This window comes from Salipiger abyssi (assembly GCF_001975705.1).
Taxonomy (GTDB): Bacteria; Pseudomonadota; Alphaproteobacteria; order Rhodobacterales; family Rhodobacteraceae; genus Salipiger; species Salipiger abyssi.
Map to the genome: position 1 here is coordinate 1,237,954 of NZ_CP015093.1, position 17,651 is coordinate 1,255,604.

15 protein-coding genes and 1 pseudogene are annotated in these 17,651 nt (G+C 63.1%); 10 read left to right on the forward strand and 6 right to left on the reverse strand.

The annotated features are described in order from the left end of the window. Positions 1–6: 6 nt before the first annotated feature. From Ga0080574_RS09630 to Ga0080574_RS09650, 5 genes are all read left to right on the forward strand, one after another. On the forward strand, positions 7–1,794 hold the full coding sequence (locus tag Ga0080574_RS09630; RefSeq protein ID WP_076697978.1) for an acyl-CoA dehydrogenase: 1,788 nt from the start codon (positions 7–9) through the stop codon (positions 1,792–1,794). 57 nt (positions 1,795–1,851) lie between these two features. Further along, positions 1,852–4,104: a 3-hydroxyacyl-CoA dehydrogenase/enoyl-CoA hydratase family protein gene (locus Ga0080574_RS09635; RefSeq protein WP_076697981.1), complete on the forward strand. Its 2,253-nt coding sequence runs from the start codon at positions 1,852–1,854 to the stop codon at positions 4,102–4,104. Positions 4,105–4,161: 57 nt separating this feature from the next. Then, entirely contained in the window at positions 4,162–5,802 is a 1,641-nt protein-coding gene (locus Ga0080574_RS09640) for an acyl-CoA synthetase (RefSeq protein WP_076697983.1), read from the forward strand. A 52-nt stretch (positions 5,803–5,854) separates the two neighbouring features. Next, complete coding sequence (locus Ga0080574_RS09645; protein WP_076705842.1) at positions 5,855–7,030, forward strand: acetyl-CoA C-acyltransferase family protein; 1,176 nt, start codon at positions 5,855–5,857, stop codon at positions 7,028–7,030. 84 nt (positions 7,031–7,114) lie between these two features. Beyond that, a complete protein-coding gene (locus Ga0080574_RS09650; protein ID WP_076697988.1) occupies positions 7,115–7,591 on the forward strand; it encodes a PaaI family thioesterase in 477 nt (158 codons plus the stop codon). A 194-nt stretch (positions 7,592–7,785) separates the two neighbouring features. On the opposite strand, the gene Ga0080574_RS25860 is transcribed toward Ga0080574_RS09650, so the two are convergent. Next, positions 7,786–8,025: a helix-turn-helix domain-containing protein gene (locus Ga0080574_RS25860; RefSeq protein WP_198039794.1), complete on the reverse strand. Its 240-nt coding sequence runs from the start codon at positions 8,023–8,025 to the stop codon at positions 7,786–7,788. Between the two features lie 134 nt (positions 8,026–8,159). Between Ga0080574_RS25860 and tnpA (Ga0080574_RS09660) the strand changes: the two genes are divergently transcribed. From tnpA (Ga0080574_RS09660) to Ga0080574_RS09680, 5 genes and pseudogenes are all read left to right on the forward strand, one after another. Beyond that, positions 8,160–8,573 (forward strand): IS66-like element accessory protein TnpA, encoded by a 414-nt coding sequence (gene tnpA, locus Ga0080574_RS09660; RefSeq protein WP_076697993.1) that lies wholly within the window; start codon positions 8,160–8,162, stop codon positions 8,571–8,573. After that, a complete protein-coding gene (gene tnpB, locus Ga0080574_RS09665; protein ID WP_009803441.1) occupies positions 8,570–8,920 on the forward strand; it encodes an IS66 family insertion sequence element accessory protein TnpB in 351 nt (116 codons plus the stop codon). Before tnpA (Ga0080574_RS09660) ends, tnpB (Ga0080574_RS09665) begins: the two co-directional genes overlap by 4 nt. Before the next feature lie 60 nt (positions 8,921–8,980). Beyond that, the gene (tnpC, locus tag Ga0080574_RS09670) at positions 8,981–10,606 is read left to right on the forward strand and encodes an IS66 family transposase (protein ID WP_076698001.1); all 1,626 of its coding nucleotides are present in this window, start codon (positions 8,981–8,983) and stop codon (positions 10,604–10,606) included. Next, a complete protein-coding gene (locus tag Ga0080574_RS09675) occupies positions 10,603–11,196 on the forward strand; it encodes a plasmid pRiA4b ORF-3 family protein (protein ID WP_076698006.1) in 594 nt (197 codons plus the stop codon). The genes tnpC (Ga0080574_RS09670) and Ga0080574_RS09675 overlap by 4 nt, the downstream gene beginning before the upstream one ends. Before the next feature lie 36 nt (positions 11,197–11,232). Then, positions 11,233–11,418: pseudogene (locus Ga0080574_RS09680) on the forward strand (IS5/IS1182 family transposase); the annotation flags it as partial. A 103-nt stretch (positions 11,419–11,521) separates the two neighbouring features. Here Ga0080574_RS09680 and tnpC (Ga0080574_RS09685) read toward each other — a convergent pair. From tnpC (Ga0080574_RS09685) to Ga0080574_RS09705, 5 genes are all read right to left on the reverse strand, one after another. Continuing rightward, positions 11,522–13,072 (reverse strand): IS66 family transposase, encoded by a 1,551-nt coding sequence (gene tnpC / locus Ga0080574_RS09685; protein ID WP_076697945.1) that lies wholly within the window; start codon positions 13,070–13,072, stop codon positions 11,522–11,524. 54 nt (positions 13,073–13,126) lie between these two features. Then, on the reverse strand, positions 13,127–13,480 hold the full coding sequence (tnpB, locus tag Ga0080574_RS09690; protein ID WP_076697942.1) for an IS66 family insertion sequence element accessory protein TnpB: 354 nt from the start codon (positions 13,478–13,480) through the stop codon (positions 13,127–13,129). Next, on the reverse strand, positions 13,474–13,884 hold the full coding sequence (tnpA, locus tag Ga0080574_RS09695) for an IS66-like element accessory protein TnpA (RefSeq protein ID WP_156876337.1): 411 nt from the start codon (positions 13,882–13,884) through the stop codon (positions 13,474–13,476). Before tnpA (Ga0080574_RS09695) ends, tnpB (Ga0080574_RS09690) begins: the two co-directional genes overlap by 7 nt. A gap of 1,122 nt (positions 13,885–15,006) precedes the next feature. Continuing rightward, on the reverse strand, positions 15,007–17,187 hold the full coding sequence (locus Ga0080574_RS09700; protein ID WP_083716804.1) for a xanthine dehydrogenase family protein molybdopterin-binding subunit: 2,181 nt from the start codon (positions 17,185–17,187) through the stop codon (positions 15,007–15,009). Positions 17,188–17,190: 3 nt separating this feature from the next. Next, entirely contained in the window at positions 17,191–17,643 is a 453-nt protein-coding gene (locus tag Ga0080574_RS09705; protein ID WP_076698016.1) for a (2Fe-2S)-binding protein, read from the reverse strand. Between the last annotated feature and the right edge of the window lie 8 nt (positions 17,644–17,651).

Sequence of the window (17,651 nt, forward strand, 5' to 3'; positions counted from 1 at the left end):
AAAACAATGACTTATGTTGCGCCGACAGAAGACATGATGTTCGTCCTCGAAGAGCTTTGCGGGCTGGACGACATTTCGCAACTTCCGGGGCTTGAGGACGCGACGGCCGATATGGTGGGCGCGATCCTCGAAGAGGCGGGGAAATTTGCGGGCGATGTGCTCGCGCCGCTCAACGCCGTGGGCGATCAGTCTGGTCTCGGGTTTTCCGAGGGGCAGGTCACCACGCCGGAAGGCTGGAGTGCCGCCTATGACACGCTGGTCGAAATGGGATGGAACGCGCCTACGGCCTCGCCGGATCATGGTGGCATGGGGCTGCCGGCGGTGGTGAATGCGGCCATTCTCGAAATGTTCAACGGCGCGAACACGGCGTTTCAGCTTTGTCCGCTTTTGACTCAGGGCGCGATCGAGGCGATCAACGGCTACGCCTCCGACGATCTCAAGGCGCTCTACCTGCCGAAACTCGTGACCGGGGAATGGACCGGGACGATGAACCTGACCGAACCGCAGGCCGGGTCCGATCTGGCCGCGATCCGATCCAAGGCGGTGCCGGAGGGGGATCACTACCGGATCAGCGGCCAGAAGATTTATATCACCTATGGCGAACATGACATGGCGGAGAATATCGTCCATCTCGTGCTTGCGCGTCTGCCGGATGCGCCGGCGGGGGTGAAAGGTATTTCGCTCTTCATCGTGCCGAAATTTATCCCGGATGCCGAGGGCGCACCGGGGACGCGCAACGATCTGCGCTGTGTGTCGATCGAGCACAAGCTGGGCATCCATGCCAGCCCGACCTGCACTATGTCCTATGGCGATGAGGGCGGTGCCATCGGCTATCTGGTGGGTGAGCCCAACACAGGGCTTGCTTATATGTTCACCATGATGAACAACGCGCGTCTGGGCGTGGGCCTTCAGGGTGTCGGCATTTCCGAAGCCGCGACCCAGCACGCGGTGCGCTATGCGATGGACCGGGTACAGGGCGGCACACCCGAGGGTGCGGAAGCCACGATCATGGGACATCCGGACATTCGCCGTATGCTGGGCCTGATGAAGGCGCGGACCGAGGCGGCGCGGGCCTTGGCGTTCCGGGCGGCGAGGTCTCTGGATTTCGCGCATCGTTCGGAGGACGAGGAAACCCGCGCCCATCACCAGCGCCGCGTGGATCTTTTGATCCCGGTGGCGAAAGCCTGGTCGACGGAGCTTTCCGTGCAGGCGGCCTCTCTGGGGGTCCAAATTCACGGTGGCATGGGCTACATCGAAGAAACGGGTGCGGCGCAGCATCTGCGCGATGCGCGGATCACCACGATCTACGAGGGCACGACCGGCATTCAGGCGCTCGATCTCGTCGGACGTAAGATCAAACGCGACAATGGCACCGCCGCGCGGGAGTTAATCGTCGATATGAAAGCGACCGCCGAGGCGCTCAAGGTGCAGAGTGGCGGCGATGCCGATTGGGCGGGGCTGAGCGCGATGGTCGAAGAGGCGGCAGGCATCGTCAGCGACCTGACCGACTGGCTGGTGGAACAAAACGGCACGGAGCCTTTGTCGGCGGCGGTCAATATCCTCGAAACCTTCGGGATTTGCCTCGGGGCCTGGGTGATGGGCGATGCGGCGATGGCGGCGTCCAAGCGTCTCGCGGACGGGCGCAACACGACCCATGCCAAGGCCAAGCTGAGCATGGTGCGCTTCTACGCCAGCAACGTCTTCCCGATGGCGGCGGCCCTGCATGCGATTTCCAAGGCTGGCAATGGTGCGACGCTTGCGCTCACGGCGGCGGATTTCGATCTCGCGATCTGAGACCTTCGGCGCGGGCGACACCGCCCGCGCCAGAATAGAGTGAAGTCTGGACATATCATGAGCACAATCAGAACGGCCTTTGGGGTCGCGGATTTGGGATGCAGGCGCGTTGCGGTGATCGGCGCGGGCAATATGGGCGGCGGCATCGCGGCGCAGTTTGCGAACGCGGGGATTGCGGTTGACCTTTTGGACCGTGCGGGACCGGATGAGGCGCGCAATGCGCACGCCGAAAAGGGCCTCGCGCAACAGATCGCGCGGCAGGCCTTCATGGGAGAGACGCCCATCAGCCTGGTGCGGGTCGGCAATACAGAGGACCATCTGGACCGTGTGGCTGAGGCGGATTGGATCGTAGAAGTCATCCTCGAAGACCTCGACCTCAAACGCGCGCTTTACGAACGGATCGAATCTTTGGGCAAACCCGGCGCGATTGTGTCGTCGAACACCTCGACCATTCTGCGGGAGCGGTTGATCGAGGGGCGCAGCGCAGCGTTTCAGGATCATTTCCTGATCAGCCATTTCTTCAACCCGCCGCGGCGTATGGCGCTTTTGGAACTGATCGGGGGCGACGACCGGGCGGCGTTTGAGCGTGCCGCGCAGATCGGGCGCAAGGCGCTTGGCAAAACGGTGATCGAATGTCGCGACACGCCCGGGTTCATCGCCAACCGACTGGGCTGCACCTGGCTCTCGGTGGCGGTGGTCGAGGCGCTCCGGCTTGGCCTCACGGTCGAGGAGGCGGATGCGGTGCATATGGCGTTTGGCGTGCCGCGCACGGGCGTCTTCGGCCTGCTCGATCTGATCGGGCTCGATGTGGTGAAGCCGATCTGGGGGTCGTTGATGGCCGCGTTGCCGGAGACGGACGCGATCAATGCGTTCGATTTGCCGGGGCAGGGGGTGATCACGGACCTCGTGGCCGCCGGACGGTTCGGACGCAAAAGCCGCGCGGGGTTCTATCGCAAATCCGAAAGCGGCGGGATGGAAGCGCTCGATCTCGTCACAGGGGACTACCGCGCCCATAGCGGGTTCGCGCAGAAAGACCTGCCGGGTGGGGGGCGTGATCTCGATCTCTTGTTGAAAGATGACTCGGATCTTGGGGCCTATGCGCGCGCGGTTCTGGCACAGGTGGTAGGCTATGCTCTGACCCATGCCGGGGAGATTGCGCCCTCTCTGAAAGAGACCGATCTGGGAATGGAGTTGGGCTATGCTTGGCGCGCGGGCCCGGTGGCACTGTGGCGGGGCCTGAGCCCCGAGGCGCAGGCACGTTTGCGGGCCGAGATGCCCCAAGGCGTGCCGTTCGAGGCGCTGGCGGCCCCGGTCATGCAGAGTGGCGGGGCGGACCGGCTGAGCCGGGCGCAAGCCTCTGGCACACCATTGGCACAGAACGCTTCCGCCGCGCTTTGGGATCTGGGCGACGATGTGATCTGTCTCGATATTCAGAGCAAAATGCATGCGCTTGGCCCAGAGGTTTTCGACATTCTCGAAGAGGGCGTGACCCGGTTGAACGGCGCGGCGCGCGGGATGATTGTTGGCAATCACAATCCGCGTGTGTTCTCCGTCGGCGCCGATCTGTCGCAGATGGTGGCATGGATCGAGGGCGGAAAATGGGAGGCGATCGAGGCCTTCATCACGCGCGGGCAATCGGTTCTCGCGGCCCTGCGCGCGGCCGATGCCCCGAGTGTCGCCGCGATGCGCGGGCTGGCGCTTGGCGGTGGCTGCGAGTTGGCCATGCATTGCACCGGAACGGTGGCCCATGCCGAGACCCGGATCGGCCTGCCCGAGCATCTTGTCGGGCTGGTGCCGGGCTGGGGCGGGTGTCGGCGTTTGCTGGATCGCGCCCGCGAAGAGGCGGCGGGCGAAGCCGACCTGTCGGAACGGATCGTAACGGCCTTTCACGCGGCCACACTTGAGGCCCCCGCAGGATCGGCGCGTGAGGCGGGAGATTTGGCTCTGTTGGATCCGCCCCAACCGGTGGTCATGCATGAGGGCGATGTCTTTGACGCAGCGCTGGCGCATCTCGACACTTTGACGCCGGGGCACGCGCAAGGGCCGGTGACGTTGCGTCTGGACCGGCAGGCGATGCTGGACCGGTTGGTGTCAGAGCGCGAAACTGCCCGTGCCGAAGGACGGATCACGCCGAATGCTTTTGCGCTTCAGTCCCGCATTGCCGAGATTTTCGCCGCAGGAGGGGCCGGGATGTCGGACGACGATCTGGCCACTTTCGAATGCGAGGCGTTCATGGCCCTGGCCGCGACGCCGGAAACGCTTGCGCGGATCGGCCACATGCTTCGGACCAGCAAACCGTTACGGATATGAGGAGGGACCGGCTCAGACCGGCCAAACCAAGAGATTTCTCAGGAGGAGGACACAACAATGAAAGAGACGATTTACGATCTGGGGCTCGACCAGACGCCCGCGAATTACGTCCCGATGACGCCCGTGAGTTTCATGCAACGCACGGCGCATATCTATCCCGACCGCACGGCGGTGGTCTATGGCGACCTGCGCCGGAGCTGGGCAGAGACCTATGACCGGTGTCGCCGTTTTGCCAGCGCGCTGGTCAAGCGTGGTTACGGGCGCGGCGATACGATTTCCATCCTCGCGACAAATATCCCCGAGATGTACGAGGCGCATTTTGCCGTGCCGATGGCAGGGGCCGTGCTCAACGCGATCAACACGCGTCTCGATGCCGAAGCCGTGGCCTTTATCCTCAACCACGCGGAAACGAAGCTGTTTATCGTCGATCCCGAATTGTCCGAGGTAGCGGCAAAAGCCGTCAAAATGACAGGGCGCGACGACATTGTGGTTGTGGATATTCTGGACGATCAGTTCGACGGCGCTGCAAGGATCAGTGCGCTGAGCTATGATGGGGTGCTCGCAGAGGGGGACGCGGATTTCGACTGGCAGCCGCCGGAAAACGAATGGGACGCGATCTCTCTCAACTACACCTCCGGCACGACCGGCAACCCGAAGGGTGTGGTCTACCACTATCGTGGCGCGCATCTCAACGCGCTCTCAAACATCGTGATGTGGGAAATGGGAAATGCGCCGGTCTATCTCTGGACCCTGCCGATGTTCCATTGCAACGGTTGGTGTTTTCCGTGGACGATTGCGGCGGCGGCGGGCACGGCGGTCTGTCTGCGCGCAGTGCGCGAGGAGCCGATTTTCGAATTGATGAAATCCGAGAATGTCACGCATTTCTGTGGCGCGAGTGTTGTTCTTGCGATGTTGGTTCATGCGCCGGAAGAGTTGAAAAAGGGACTTCAGGCCGGGATCAAGGTGTTGACCGGCGGCGCGCCGCCGCCTGCGATCATCATCGAGAAAATGGAAGCGCTCGGCTTCGATGTGACCCATGGCTACGGTCTGACCGAAACCTATGGCGCCGCCGTGATCTGTGCCTGGCACGACGAATGGGACGTGCGCTCTGCCTCTGAGCGCGCCGCTCTGAAAGCGCGTCAGGGTGTGCGCAATCTGGCCGCCGAAGGCCTCATGGTGGCCGATCCCAAGACGCTCGCGCCGGTGCCATGGGACGGTGAGACCATGGGCGAGATCTTCATGCGCGGCAACAATGTGATGAAGGGCTATCTCAAGAACCCGTCGGCCACGGACAAGGCGTTCCGCGGTGGCTGGTTCGCCAGTGGCGATATCGGGGTGATGCACCCGGACGGCTATGTCCAGCTCAAGGACCGCTCCAAGGACATCATCATTTCGGGCGGAGAGAACATCAGCTCGGTCGAGGTCGAGGACGTGCTGTTCAAACACCCCGAGATCATGGAGGCCGCCGTGGTTGCGCGCCCGCATGAGAAATGGGGCGAAACCCCCTGTGCCTTTGTCACGCTCAAGGCCGGGGCCACGGTGACGGAGGCCGAGGTCATCGCCTATTGCCGCCAGAATATGGCGCATTTCAAGGCACCGAAAACTGTTATTTTTGGCCCGCTGCCGAAAACCTCGACCGGCAAGGTGCAGAAATTCGTGCTGCGCGAACAGGCGCGTGAGCTGGAATTACAAAGCTGAACAGGGCGCATGGCGGGCCGGATCGTGCCCGCCGCAATCAATGGAGATGACAATGACAGATATCGTGGTGCTGGACGGGGCGCGGACAGCAATCGGAACCTTTGGCGGATCGCTCGCGGGCACCTCGCCGATCGACATGGGAACCATTGTGGCGAAAGAGGCACTGGCCCGTTCCGGTGTCGAGGGCAGCCAGATCGAAACCGTGGTCTTCGGCCATGTGATCAACACCGAACCGCGCGACATGTATGTGAGCCGGGCGGCCTCTGTGGGCGCGGGCGTGCCGAACGAGGCGCCTGCGATGAACGTCAACCGGCTCTGTGGCTCGGGGCTCCAGGCCATCGTCTCGGCGGCGCAATCGCTGATGCTGGGGGATGCCAGTTTCGCGCTTGCGGGTGGCAGCGAAAACATGAGCCGTGCGCCTTATATTTTGCCGGCGCTGCGTTGGGGCCAGAAAATGGGTGACACGGGCGCGACCGATATGATGGTCGGGGCTCTGACCTGTCCGTTCGGCACCGGCCATATGGGGATCACGGCGGAAAATGTCGCCTCCGAATATGGCATCACCCGTGAGGCGCAGGACGCCTTTGCGGTGCAAAGTCAGGAACGCGCGCTCAAGGCCATCGAGGCAGGGTATTTCAAATCGCAGATCGTGCCGGTCGAGGTCCGTGTGAAACGCGACATGGTGGCTTTCGACACCGATGAACACCCCAAGGCCAGCACGCTTGAGAGTCTCGCCAAACTGCGTCCGGCCTTCCAGAAGGACGGTTCGGTGACGGCGGGCAACGCCTCCGGGCTTAACGACGGCGCGGCGGCAGTTGTACTGGCGACGGCAGAGGCCGCGTCCAAGGCCGGGCTGAAACCGCGCGCGCGCATCCTCGGCTATCACGTGGCCGGCGTGCGTCCGGACATCATGGGCACGGGCCCGATCCCGGCAGTTGAGGGGCTTTTGACCCGCACAGGGCTGGCGTTGTCGGATTTTGATGTGATCGAGTCGAATGAGGCCTTCGCGGCGCAGGCCTTGGCGGTCAGCAACACGCTTGGCATGGACCCGGCCAAGGTGAACCCGAACGGTGGCGCGATTGCTTTGGGCCACCCGATTGGGGCCTCCGGTGCAATCCTGTTCATCAAGGCGCTCTATGAGTTGGAGCGCACCGGCCAGAAACGCGCGCTGATCACCATGTGCATCGGCGGGGGTCAGGGGATCGCGGTGGCGATCGAAGCTCTGTGACGGCGACGTGAGATAAAACGGGGCGCGCGTGGCGGGCCCCGTTTGCCACATCTGCGGCTGTGGCCAACACCAAAGGAAAACTACATGCACACAATCGACACCAACCTTTTGGCGCCCATTCCGATTGACCAACTGAGAACCCTGTCCGGGGTCGAGCTGTTCAAACGTGTCATCGCCGGGGACTTGCCCGCGCCGCAGGTTTGCGGTGTCGCCAATGAATGGATGCTTGAAATCGAAGAGGGCCGTGCGCTTTGGGAAGCCAGCCCGCCTGCGAATTTCGTCAACCCGATGGGCGGCGTGCATGGCGGTTGGGCGATGACCGTGCTGGATACGGCCTTGGGCTGTGCTGTGCATTCGATGCTCCCGGCGGGCATCGGATACACCACGATGGAGGTCAAAACCAATCTGACGCGCGCGCCAAAAGTGGGAGAGCGATATTTGTGCGAGGGCAAAATTCTCACCGCAGGTCGGCGCACGGCCACCGCTGAGGCGAAGCTAATCGATGCGCAGAACCGTGTTGTGGCTTTTGGCACGACCACCTGTCTGATTCTAGAGTTTTGAATGTAGTGTTCAGCAACTGCACTGACGCGGGGGCGCTTCCTAACCACCGGAATCGTATCTGAAATCTGGTGTTTGATAATGGCTTTAAAGCTGCGCTGCGCCTTTCGCTTGGGTGGATAAATTTTTCCTGATTGGCTGTGCGAGCGTTATCTTGAGGTCGAAAAGAGGCGCGCTTCAGGAGGCAGCCACAATTTTTATTTTAGCCGTGCGATCAGTTCCGCGATGCTTCTGACGCCGACTTTTTCCCGCAACATGGCGACCTGGTTTCGCACAGTGTGATAGGAAACACCCCTGAAAGCCGCTATCTCGGCAATCGTCATTCCCTTAAGCAGCAACCGCGCCACTTGCTTTTCCGTCAAAGTGAATTCGTTTTCGACAAGGGTGCCGCCGTCTGGAAGATTGACACGCACCAGATAGGCGCGCCGATGGGACAAAAGCGTTTCGATCCCAAGAGGCACGATGCTCAGGACCGTTCCATCGTCAAATGTTTGCCTGACTATCGCTGATCTGTATCCCTCCGGCGGGGGCCGTCTGACGGGGTTTCTGCGTCGGTGCTAAGTCCGACCTTATGGCCGACCGTAAGTTCAGACCCGAGATCGAAATCCTCTCTGCCGCGGACGTGCCGCGTCGGCGATACTGGGACGATGCGGACAAGATCCGGATCGTAGAAGAGAGCTTTCTGGGCCATCGTCAGGCCTCGGCGACTGCGCGGCGGCATGGCGTGTCGCGCTCGTTGCTGACGACATGGCGGCGGCAGTATCGCGACGGTGAGCTTGGCGACGAGACGCCGCCGTCATTCATCCCTCTGGCGGTTTCGCCCATGGCGCCTGCGGCAGTGCCCGCGACCGCCCAGGAGGCGCCGCGCGACACCTCGGACGTTCAGCTCGAGATCGTGCTGAGGAACGGGCGGCGGCTTCTCGTCCCCTCGTCGGTGGACCCGGAGGTTTTGGCGCGGCTGCTTCCCGCCTTGGAGGGCCGATGATCGCCTTCCCGGCGGGGGTGCGCGTGTGGATCGCGGGCGGGGTCACCGACATGCGGCGCGGCATGAACACCCTGGCGCTGACGGTGCAGCAGGGGCTCGGGCGCGACCCGCATGCCGGCGAGATCTTCTGCTTCCGCGGACGCAAGGGCGATCTTGTCAAACTGCTGTGGCACGACGGGGTCGGCATGTCGCTCTACACGAAGCGGTTGGAGGCGGGGAAGTTCATCTGGCCGACGAGCGGGAGCGGCGAGGCCGTGCAGATCTCCGCAGCCCAGCTCGGCTATCTTCTGGAGGGGATCGACTGGCGCAATCCGCGTTGGACCCAACGCCCTGCAAAGGCGGGGTAAATCAGCCTCATCAGCCCTATTTGCATGGGCTTTCCGATGTCTGCATGCTAGGTCTCGGCCATGTCAGATGCCGCTTCCGAGATCGCCAGATTGCGCGCCGCACTCGCGGCCTCGGAGGCCCGTGCCGAGGCCGCAGAGAGCAAGCTGGCGCAGACCCGGGCGGTGGTCTCGACCTCGGAAGCGATGATCAAGCATCTCCGGCTTGAGATCGCCAAGCTCCGGCGCGAGCAATACGGCCACAGCTCCGAGCGCCGCGCCCGCCTGATCGACCAGATGGAATTGCAGCTCGAGGAACTCGAGGCCGCAGCCACCGAAGACGAGATCGCAGCCGAGAAGGTAGTGAAGACCACGTCCGTCGCGGGTTTCGAGCGTCGCCGCCCGGCCCGCAAACCCTTCCCGGAGCATTTGCCGCGCGAGCGCGTGGTGATCTCGGCGCCCACGGCCTGTTCCTGCTGTGGCTCGGATCGCATCGTGAAGATGGGCGAGGACGTCACCGAGACGCTCGAGGTCATTCCCCGGCAGTGGAAGGTGATCCAGACGGTCCGCGAGAAGTTCACCTGCCGGGCATGCGAGAAGATCAGCCAGCCGCCAGCGCCGTTCCATCCCACGCCCCGTGGCTGGGCTGGGCCCAACCTGCTGGCGATGATCCTGTTCGAGAAGTTCGGACAGCACCAACCCTTGAACCGTCAGGCCGAGCGCTATGCGAAGGAAGGCGTCGAGATCAGCCTCTCGACGCTGGCCGATCAGGTCGGGACCTGCGCCGTCGCGCTCGCGCCGATCCATGCGCTGATCAGGGCCCATGTTCTTGAGGCCGAACGGCTGCACGGCGACGACACGACGGTGCCGCTGCTGGCGAAGGGCGGCACCCAAACTGCGCGGCTCTGGACCTATGTCCGGGACGACCGCCCCTTCGGCGGCGGTAGCCCACCTGCCGCGCTGTTCCACTTCTCTCGCGACCGCGGCATGGCCAATCCGAACCGCCATCTCGCCGGATGGCAGGGCATCCTGCAAGCCGATGCCTATGGCGGCTACAATGGCCTCCACCGCGCCGACCGCGATCCGGGGCCCGTCGAGTCTGCGCTGTGCTGGAGCCATGCCCGGCGCAAGTTCTTCGAACTCGCCGACATCAAGGGGAACGCCCGGAATGGCAAGCCCGCCCATGACATCTCCCCCGTCGCGCTGGAGGCAGTGGCCCGGATCGACGCGATCTTCGACATAGAGCGAGGCATCAATGGGCTGATCGTCACAGAACGGCAGGCAGCCAGGCACCAGCTGTCCCGGCCTCTGGTCGAGGAGCTTCATGACTGGCTGCGCACCGAGCGCGACCGGCTCTCCAAGCACAACCCGGTCGCCAAGGCGATCGACTACATGTTCAAGGCCGAGCGCTGGCTCGCCTTCACCCGGTTCCTCGACGATGGCAGGATCTGCCTGACGAACAATGCCGCGGAGCGGGCGCTGCGTGGTGTCGCGCTTGGCCGCAGGTCCTGGCTCTTCGCCGGCTCCGAGCGCGGCGGCGACCGGGCCTCCTTCATGTATTCCTTGATCGTCACCGCGAAGATGAACGATGTCGATCCTCAGGCTTGGCTCGCCGATGTCCTTGCCCGGCTGCCTGGCACGACGGCCTCCCGGGTGCCAGACCTGCTGCCTTGGAATTGGTCTCGAACTCCGCAAAGGATGGCCGCATGACCCTGATCGCCCGACTCCGGATCATCCTGAACGATGTCGACCCGCAGCCGATGCGCCATATCGAGGCGCCGCTCAAGGTCAGGCTCGACCGGCTGCATGATATCATTCAGGCGGCCATGGGCTGGACCGATACCCATCTCTACGAGTTCCGGGTGGGGGATGCCGGTTGGGGCGTGCCCGACCCGGACGGGTTCTACGACGGCCCCATGGACGCGAAGAAGATGACCCTGGAAAAGCTGATCGACCAGACCGGCACCAGGACGATCCAGTATATCTACGACTTCGGCGATGACTGGGACCACAGCATCCGGATCGAGCGGGTCAACGAGGCCGCCCCAGGCATGACCTATCCACGGCTGCTGAAGGCCACCGGGGCCTGCCCGCCCGAGGACGTCGGCGGCGCCTGGGGCTACGAGGAGTTCCTCGAAGCGCTCGCCGATCCCGATCACGAGCAGCACGAAGACATGGTCCGCTGGTCGGGCGGGGACTTCGATGCCGAAGATGCCGGGATCGACAGCATTATCGAACGCTTCGACAGGCTTGCCAGGAAATGGGCGCCGCGGGCCCGCAAACCCAAACCTACGATCTGAGAGACGCCAGCAACCGCGACCTACGCCGGATGGTTACTCCCCGACCGCAAGCAGCACAAGATAAAGGTCAGTTATGACGAGCGTCGATACGAGCGGCGGAATCGCATCGAGATCAGTTTCAAGAGACCGGAGAACTGGAGGCGTGTGGCCACCCGGTACAACCGGTGCCCCAAGGCCTTCCTCTCAAACATCGCGTTGGCGGCAACCATCATATGGTGGCTTCGAGACGAAAACAGTCCTGCCCCGGGGTTTCGACGCCCTCGGAGGCATTTCTATCCCCCTCTCTTCAACTCTTGGGTAAGCGCTGTCGCCGCCCCACGCCCGTTCAGCTTGACGGGGTGAAGTTCCAGGGAAGCAGCTCGTCGATCCTGCTGGCCGGGTGACCGGCGGCGATCGCTTCGATGGTCGCCTTAAGATAGGCGAAGGGCTCCACCCCGTTGATCTTCGCGGTGGCGATCAGGGAAGCGATACGGGCCCAGGTGCGACCGCCTTCGTCGTGGCCGGCGAAGAGTGCGTTCTTTCTCGTCAGGGCAATGGGGCGGATCAGGTTTTCGACGGCGTTGGAGTCGATCTCGACGCGCCCGTCATGCAGGAAGGTCTGCAGGCCGGCCCACTGGCGATGGATGTAGGTCAGCTTCTCGCCCAGGCGCGACTTGGCCGAGATACGCAGACGCTGTGCCTGCAGCCAATTACCGAACTCGGCCACGAGGGGTGCGCTGCGGGCCTGACGGGCCGACAGACGTTGGCCCGGGCCCATGCCCCGGATCTCGGCCTCGATGCGGTAGAGCTCAGCGATCCGGCGCAGGCCCTCAGCGGCGATTTCCGAGGCATCGCGGTCGAAGACCTCCTTCAGTTTGCGCCGCGCATGCGCCCAGCAGTGTGCCACCGTGATCGGCGCGCCGCTCTTGCGGGACGGCCGCGTCAGCCGGTCGTAACCGGTGTAACCGTCGAGCTGCAGGATGCCGTCGAAGCCCTGCAGGATCTGCTCAGCATGCGCGCCTGAGCGGCTGGGCCGGTAGGTGAAGACCACACCTGGCGGGGCATCGCCGCCCCATCCACGATCATCCCGGGCAAGCGCCCAGAGGTAGCCGGTCTTTGTTCGTCCTCGCCCCGGATCCAGGACCGGGGCCGTGGTCTCGTCCATAAAGAGTTTGCCGGATGATTTGAGATGCTCGGTTAGCCGATCGACCACGGGGCCGAGGTGGAAGGCCGCAGTGCCAGCCCAGTCCGCCAGGGTGCTGCGGTCGACCTGGATGCCGGAGCGCGCCAGGATCTGGCTTTGTCGGTAGAATGGCAGGTGGTCCGCGAACTTGGACACCAGCACGTGCGCGACGGCGCCCTCGGTCGGCAGCCCGCCTTCGACCAGCCAGGGCGCCGCAGGCGCCTGAATGACCCCGTCCGAGCAGATGCGGCAGGCGTACTTCGGGCGGATGTCGACCAGCACACGAAGCTGCGCCGGGATGATGTCGAGGCGCTCGGTGCGGTCCTCGCCGATCCGGTGCATCTGGCCGCAGCCACATGGGCAATCGAGACTGGTGGGTTCGATGACACGCTCGATGCGCGGCAGGTCCGCAGGCAGATGGCCGAGGTTGCGCTGCCGTGTCCGGCGCGGGGTCCTGGTGGAGGGCGCGGCCTGCTCCTTGCGGGTCTCGACCTCTGCGACGGCCGTTTCCAGGTCTTCGAAGGCCAGCTGCCGGTCGTCATCGCTCAGCTTCTCTGACCGTTTGCCATGCACGACATGGTTCAACTCGGCCACGAGATGCTCGAGCCGCTGGTTGGCTTCCTTCAGCGCACCGTTCTCCTGCAACAGCGCCAGAACGGCGGCGCGCTGGCTTTCGGGGATCGCGGACAGGTCGATGGGCGGGGCGCTGGACATGCGCGGATTATACCGCGGCCAATGCGCCAATGCCCAAACATTCCCGGGGCCGAGTCACTCTGCCACAGCCGGTCGGCGCACCTCCAGCGAGCGCACGCGACGCCAGTCCAGACCGGCAAACAGGGCCTCGAACTGTGCCCTGTTCAGCGTCATGGCCCCGTCGCGGATCGCGGGCCAGGTGAAGCTGCTTTCTTCCAGCCGCTTGTAGGCCATCACGAGTCCGCTGCCGTCCCAGAACAGGATCTTCAGCCGGTCGGCCCGCTTCGAGCGGAAGACGAAGACCGTTCCAGTGAACGGATCTTCCGCCAGAGTAGACTGGACCAGCGCCGCAAGGCCGTCATGGCCTTTGCGGAAGTCGACCGGCTTCGTCGCCACCAAGATCCGCATACCCTGCGAGGGCATCAGCATGGATGCGCCTCCAGCGCGTGGACGATCTCCGCAATGCGGGCGGCTGGCACATCCTGGCCGAGTTCAATGATGATCGAGCCCCGGACAATCCTGACTGGTGCCTCGGCACGGGGCCGCTCCGGCTCAGAAGCAGCCGTGGTCTCATCCCGGACGACCAGAGGAGCGAAAACCGGTTCGTCGATCTCGACTGCGGGCAACACGAGCTTACCCTCCTTGGCCAGCCGTCGCCACGCCGTCAGCTGGCTCGGCATGATCTCATAGCGCGCCGCGACACCCGACACCGTCGCCCCGGGCTCCAGGGTCTCGGACACGGCCTGCGCCTTCACATGATCCGGCCAACGCCTCTGGCCGGAGGCGAAGACTTCAACACCCAGCGCCGTGAGGAACGAACTCTTTGCGAACATTGCGAAACGCACTCCTTCTCTTCGGATGCGTATCAACTCGCAATGCCTGATCCCGTCGGCAATGTGGGGCGGCGACACCGCTTACTGCCATTTTGAGCGAGCTCCTCACATTAGCGACGGGTTGAGGTTAGAGGATGATGGCTATCGCAAGAATGCCGGAACCCGCGAGAAATCTGCCTATTCCTTCACGCTAAAAAATAGCCATCACAGAGCGCGATATTATTTCTGGTGAGATGAGATGGTTTCAATCCGCTTTCGCACCCGAGAGCTCGGGAATGGACAATAACGCAATCTCCGCCGCTCTTAGCTGGAACACAGAGAGGTCGGTCCGAGATTTCAGGCCGCCGACATCTTTCGCGCACGCGCGGCCAATTCGTTGCGCCGCACAGCATCGTCCGGGCACATAGTCACCAGTGCATCCCATCGGTGGGCTGATCGCTTGCGAGGTTCCGAGGCCCGAACGCTGGACCAGTAAAGCGCCCGCTATCCGCGTCAGCTAGTCCTCGCCGCTCGTGCTCCACAGTGAATTGGCCGCCAGAATGGCGGTGGTGGCGTTCGTCACGATATGCCATGACCGGGCGGGCGCCGCATTACCGTTACTGGTTGCCGGATATCGCACGTACAACTCCCATTCCCCTATTAAATTTTTATGGAGGATGGGACGTACCTCGGCAAAGATTGCGATCTGCGTGTTCACCGAGTATGGAAGAACTGTCAGGGTAGTGGACGTGGACAGCGAACCGGTGCCGTTGATCAACTTACCCCAGGGCCTCAAGGTCGCCGTTGAAGCTGTCAGACTCAAGGCTCTTCTTAAAATGGCTGCAATCCTTGGGGCCGTGCGTCGCTAGTTCGATATTGGCTAGCCCCGCCCCGGGCAACTAAGCCGCCCGGAGCGGGTTTGCGATTCCCGACCGTCAACACCCCGACAAGAGAGACGAGGATCATCCCCTTAATGGAACGGCGGCGATAGCTCGAGCATTCATCCCCGCTGTCCGTGCCCTGCCAGAAGTCTCTAAATCGTCCGAAGATCTGCTGCACCCTTCGGCTCAGCAAGCAGGATAGTAGACGAAATGACAGCGTCTGGCCATAAGCTGGCGTTACCGTTCAAGGATGCGAACCAAGTCACGCACCGCTGGAAAACGGTAGATGGCTCGGAGCGCTCCCTGTCAGCGCCCGCAGCGCATTTGCGACCGCCGGCGCGGCCATCGGAACACCGATCTCGCCCCCGCCACTCGGCGGATTGCCTGAGTCAATGAGCCGTATCTCAATATCCGGTACGTCATACATTCGGATGGGCTCGTAGTCGTAAAAGTTGCTCTGATCGATCTGTCCGCCGGTGAAGGAAGACCTTTCGGACAGGACTGTGGAGATGCCGAACAGAATCCCGCCCTCGACCTGCGAACGGTAGGATTGGGGATGAACGACAAGGCCCGGATCGACAGCCGCCCAGAAGCGATGGACACGGATGCGCCCGCCTTCGTGGGACACCTCCGCCACGCCTGAGGCGAAACCTGTCTTATAGCCGGCAAAAGCAATGCCGTGTGCTTTGCCTTCCGGCGCGTTGCCGAAGTCAGACATTGCCACAACAGCGTCGAAGACGCTCAGGCCGCGCGGTGAGTTCGCCAGCAGCTTGCGCCGGAAACTCACAGGGTCCGATCCGGCCTGTGCCGCGAGTTCATCGATAAAGCATTCACGGGCGAAACATACCGGCCCCCAGCCTATTCCGCGCCACGCCGAGAGCCGGGACGCGCGCGGGATCAGCAGATGTTCCGCGCGAAAGGCGGGAATGTCGTAGTCCCTGGTTTCGCTTCCCTCCATGATCAACGGATCCCGACCGACATCGGGGTCCCACCTGTCAGGCTGAACGAACTGGAAGGTCGAAGGCGCGGCGATGCGGTGCCGCATGGCGCTCAGTGTTCCTTCGTTGTCGAGGATCGCGTCGAACCGATGGACTGTCGCTGCTCGCAGCCAGCCCTGCTTGACGTCGTCCTCACGGGTCCAGACCAGTTTGACCGGTCGACCACTGGAACGGGACAGGATCAGAGCATCGCGCAGCAATTCTCGGGCGAACCACGTCCGCCGTCCGAAGCCTCCGCCCATTTGCATGGCGTTCAGTCGGATACGGTCGGGCGTGGTTCCCAAGACAGCGGCCGCCACGGCGACCGATACGGTCTGACTCTGCGTGCCCAACCAGATTTCAGCACCCGAGCCGTCTGCGTCGACCGAGGCAACGGCGTTCAGGGGCTCCATCTGGGCGTGGTAGACGTGCTCCGTCGTGTAATGCCGGGTGATGACGCCATCCGCCGAATAGTCCGAAATCTCCTCTCCACGGGCCTCCCAGACGACCGAGTCGGCGTCCAAGTCGTCCACGACGGCAGCAAGATTCTCGAGTTCCGTTTCGCTATCGGCGCTACGGAACAGCGAGGTCTCGGACCAGGTGACATCCAGGACATCGCGACCGGCGAGGGCCGCCCAGAACGAACGTGCCAGAACATTGACGGAATTCGGCAGGGCGATGACGTCGATGACGCCGTCGACGGCGCGGGCCGCTTCATCCGAATTGATCGTCGGCGTCTCGCCCTCGACCGGGGCCAGAAGCTGGACGGCGTAGACCATGTCCGGCAGATTGACATCAATGGAATACTGCGTCGCCCCGGTGGTCTTGTCCGGGATGTCGAGACGGTCCACATCGGTGCCGATGATTGACCATTCGGAACGCGACTTGAGGCTATCCTCAGCGATTTCTCCGGCTGTCGTCGCGAGCACGGGAAGAGAAGCGACTTCGCCGTAGCGCATCGATTGTCCGCTGGCTTCGTGCAGAACCGTGCCCTGTCGGGTCGTAACTTCTTCCGCGGAAACGCCCCAGTGCGCAGCAGCCATTTGCCTCAGGATCTGCCGGGCTTGGGCGCCGGCGCGACGCAAACCGGTGAAATACCCTCCCACCGTATAGCTCCCGGCCGTATAAAGAATGCCGCCGATGGCAGGGTTTCCGTAGACTCCGGCAAGGTCGTTCCCGACCTGTTCGGTGGAAACAGTGCTCCAGTCCGCATCCAGTTCTTCAGCGACGATCATAGGAAGCGATGTGTTGACACCCTGACCCATTTCGGCACCGCCGAACATGATTTTGGTACGGTCATCAGGCGTGATGGTAACCCAGGCGTTAATCTGCCCGTCGGGCATCGGTTGTGCCCCGGACTGACGGCCCAGGACAGCAACGCCGCCACTGCTCAGGAGCGCGAACGTCAATGCCCCCGTGCCTCCGAGAAATCCGCGCCTTGTCGGGCTGAGGAGTGATCTTTCCATGATTCAACCCTCCTGTGCGGCGCGTTCAACCGCTCGAACAATCCGGGAATAGGTGGCGCAGCGGCAGAGGTTGGCCGACATTTCATCCACGATCTCATCGTGGCTGGGCTGGGGCGAGCGGGCCAGCAGCGCGGCCGCGCGCATGATCTGGCCGGATTGGCAGTAGCCGCATTGCGGAACCTGTTCGGCGACCCAAGCCCGCTGCAAGGGGTGATCCCCCTCGGCCGACAAGCCCTCGATCGTGGTGATCGCGCTCCCCTCGGCACCCTTGACCGAGATCTGGCAGGAGAACATGGCTTCTCCGTCCAGATGTACGGTGCAGGCGCCACACATTCCCGCACCACAACCATAGCGCGTCCCGGTTAGCTTCAGTTCGTCCCGAAGCGCCCAGAGCAGCGGCATGTCGGGAGCGACGTCGATCTCTACCGTTCGACCATTCACGTTCAGACTAACCATATTGGATC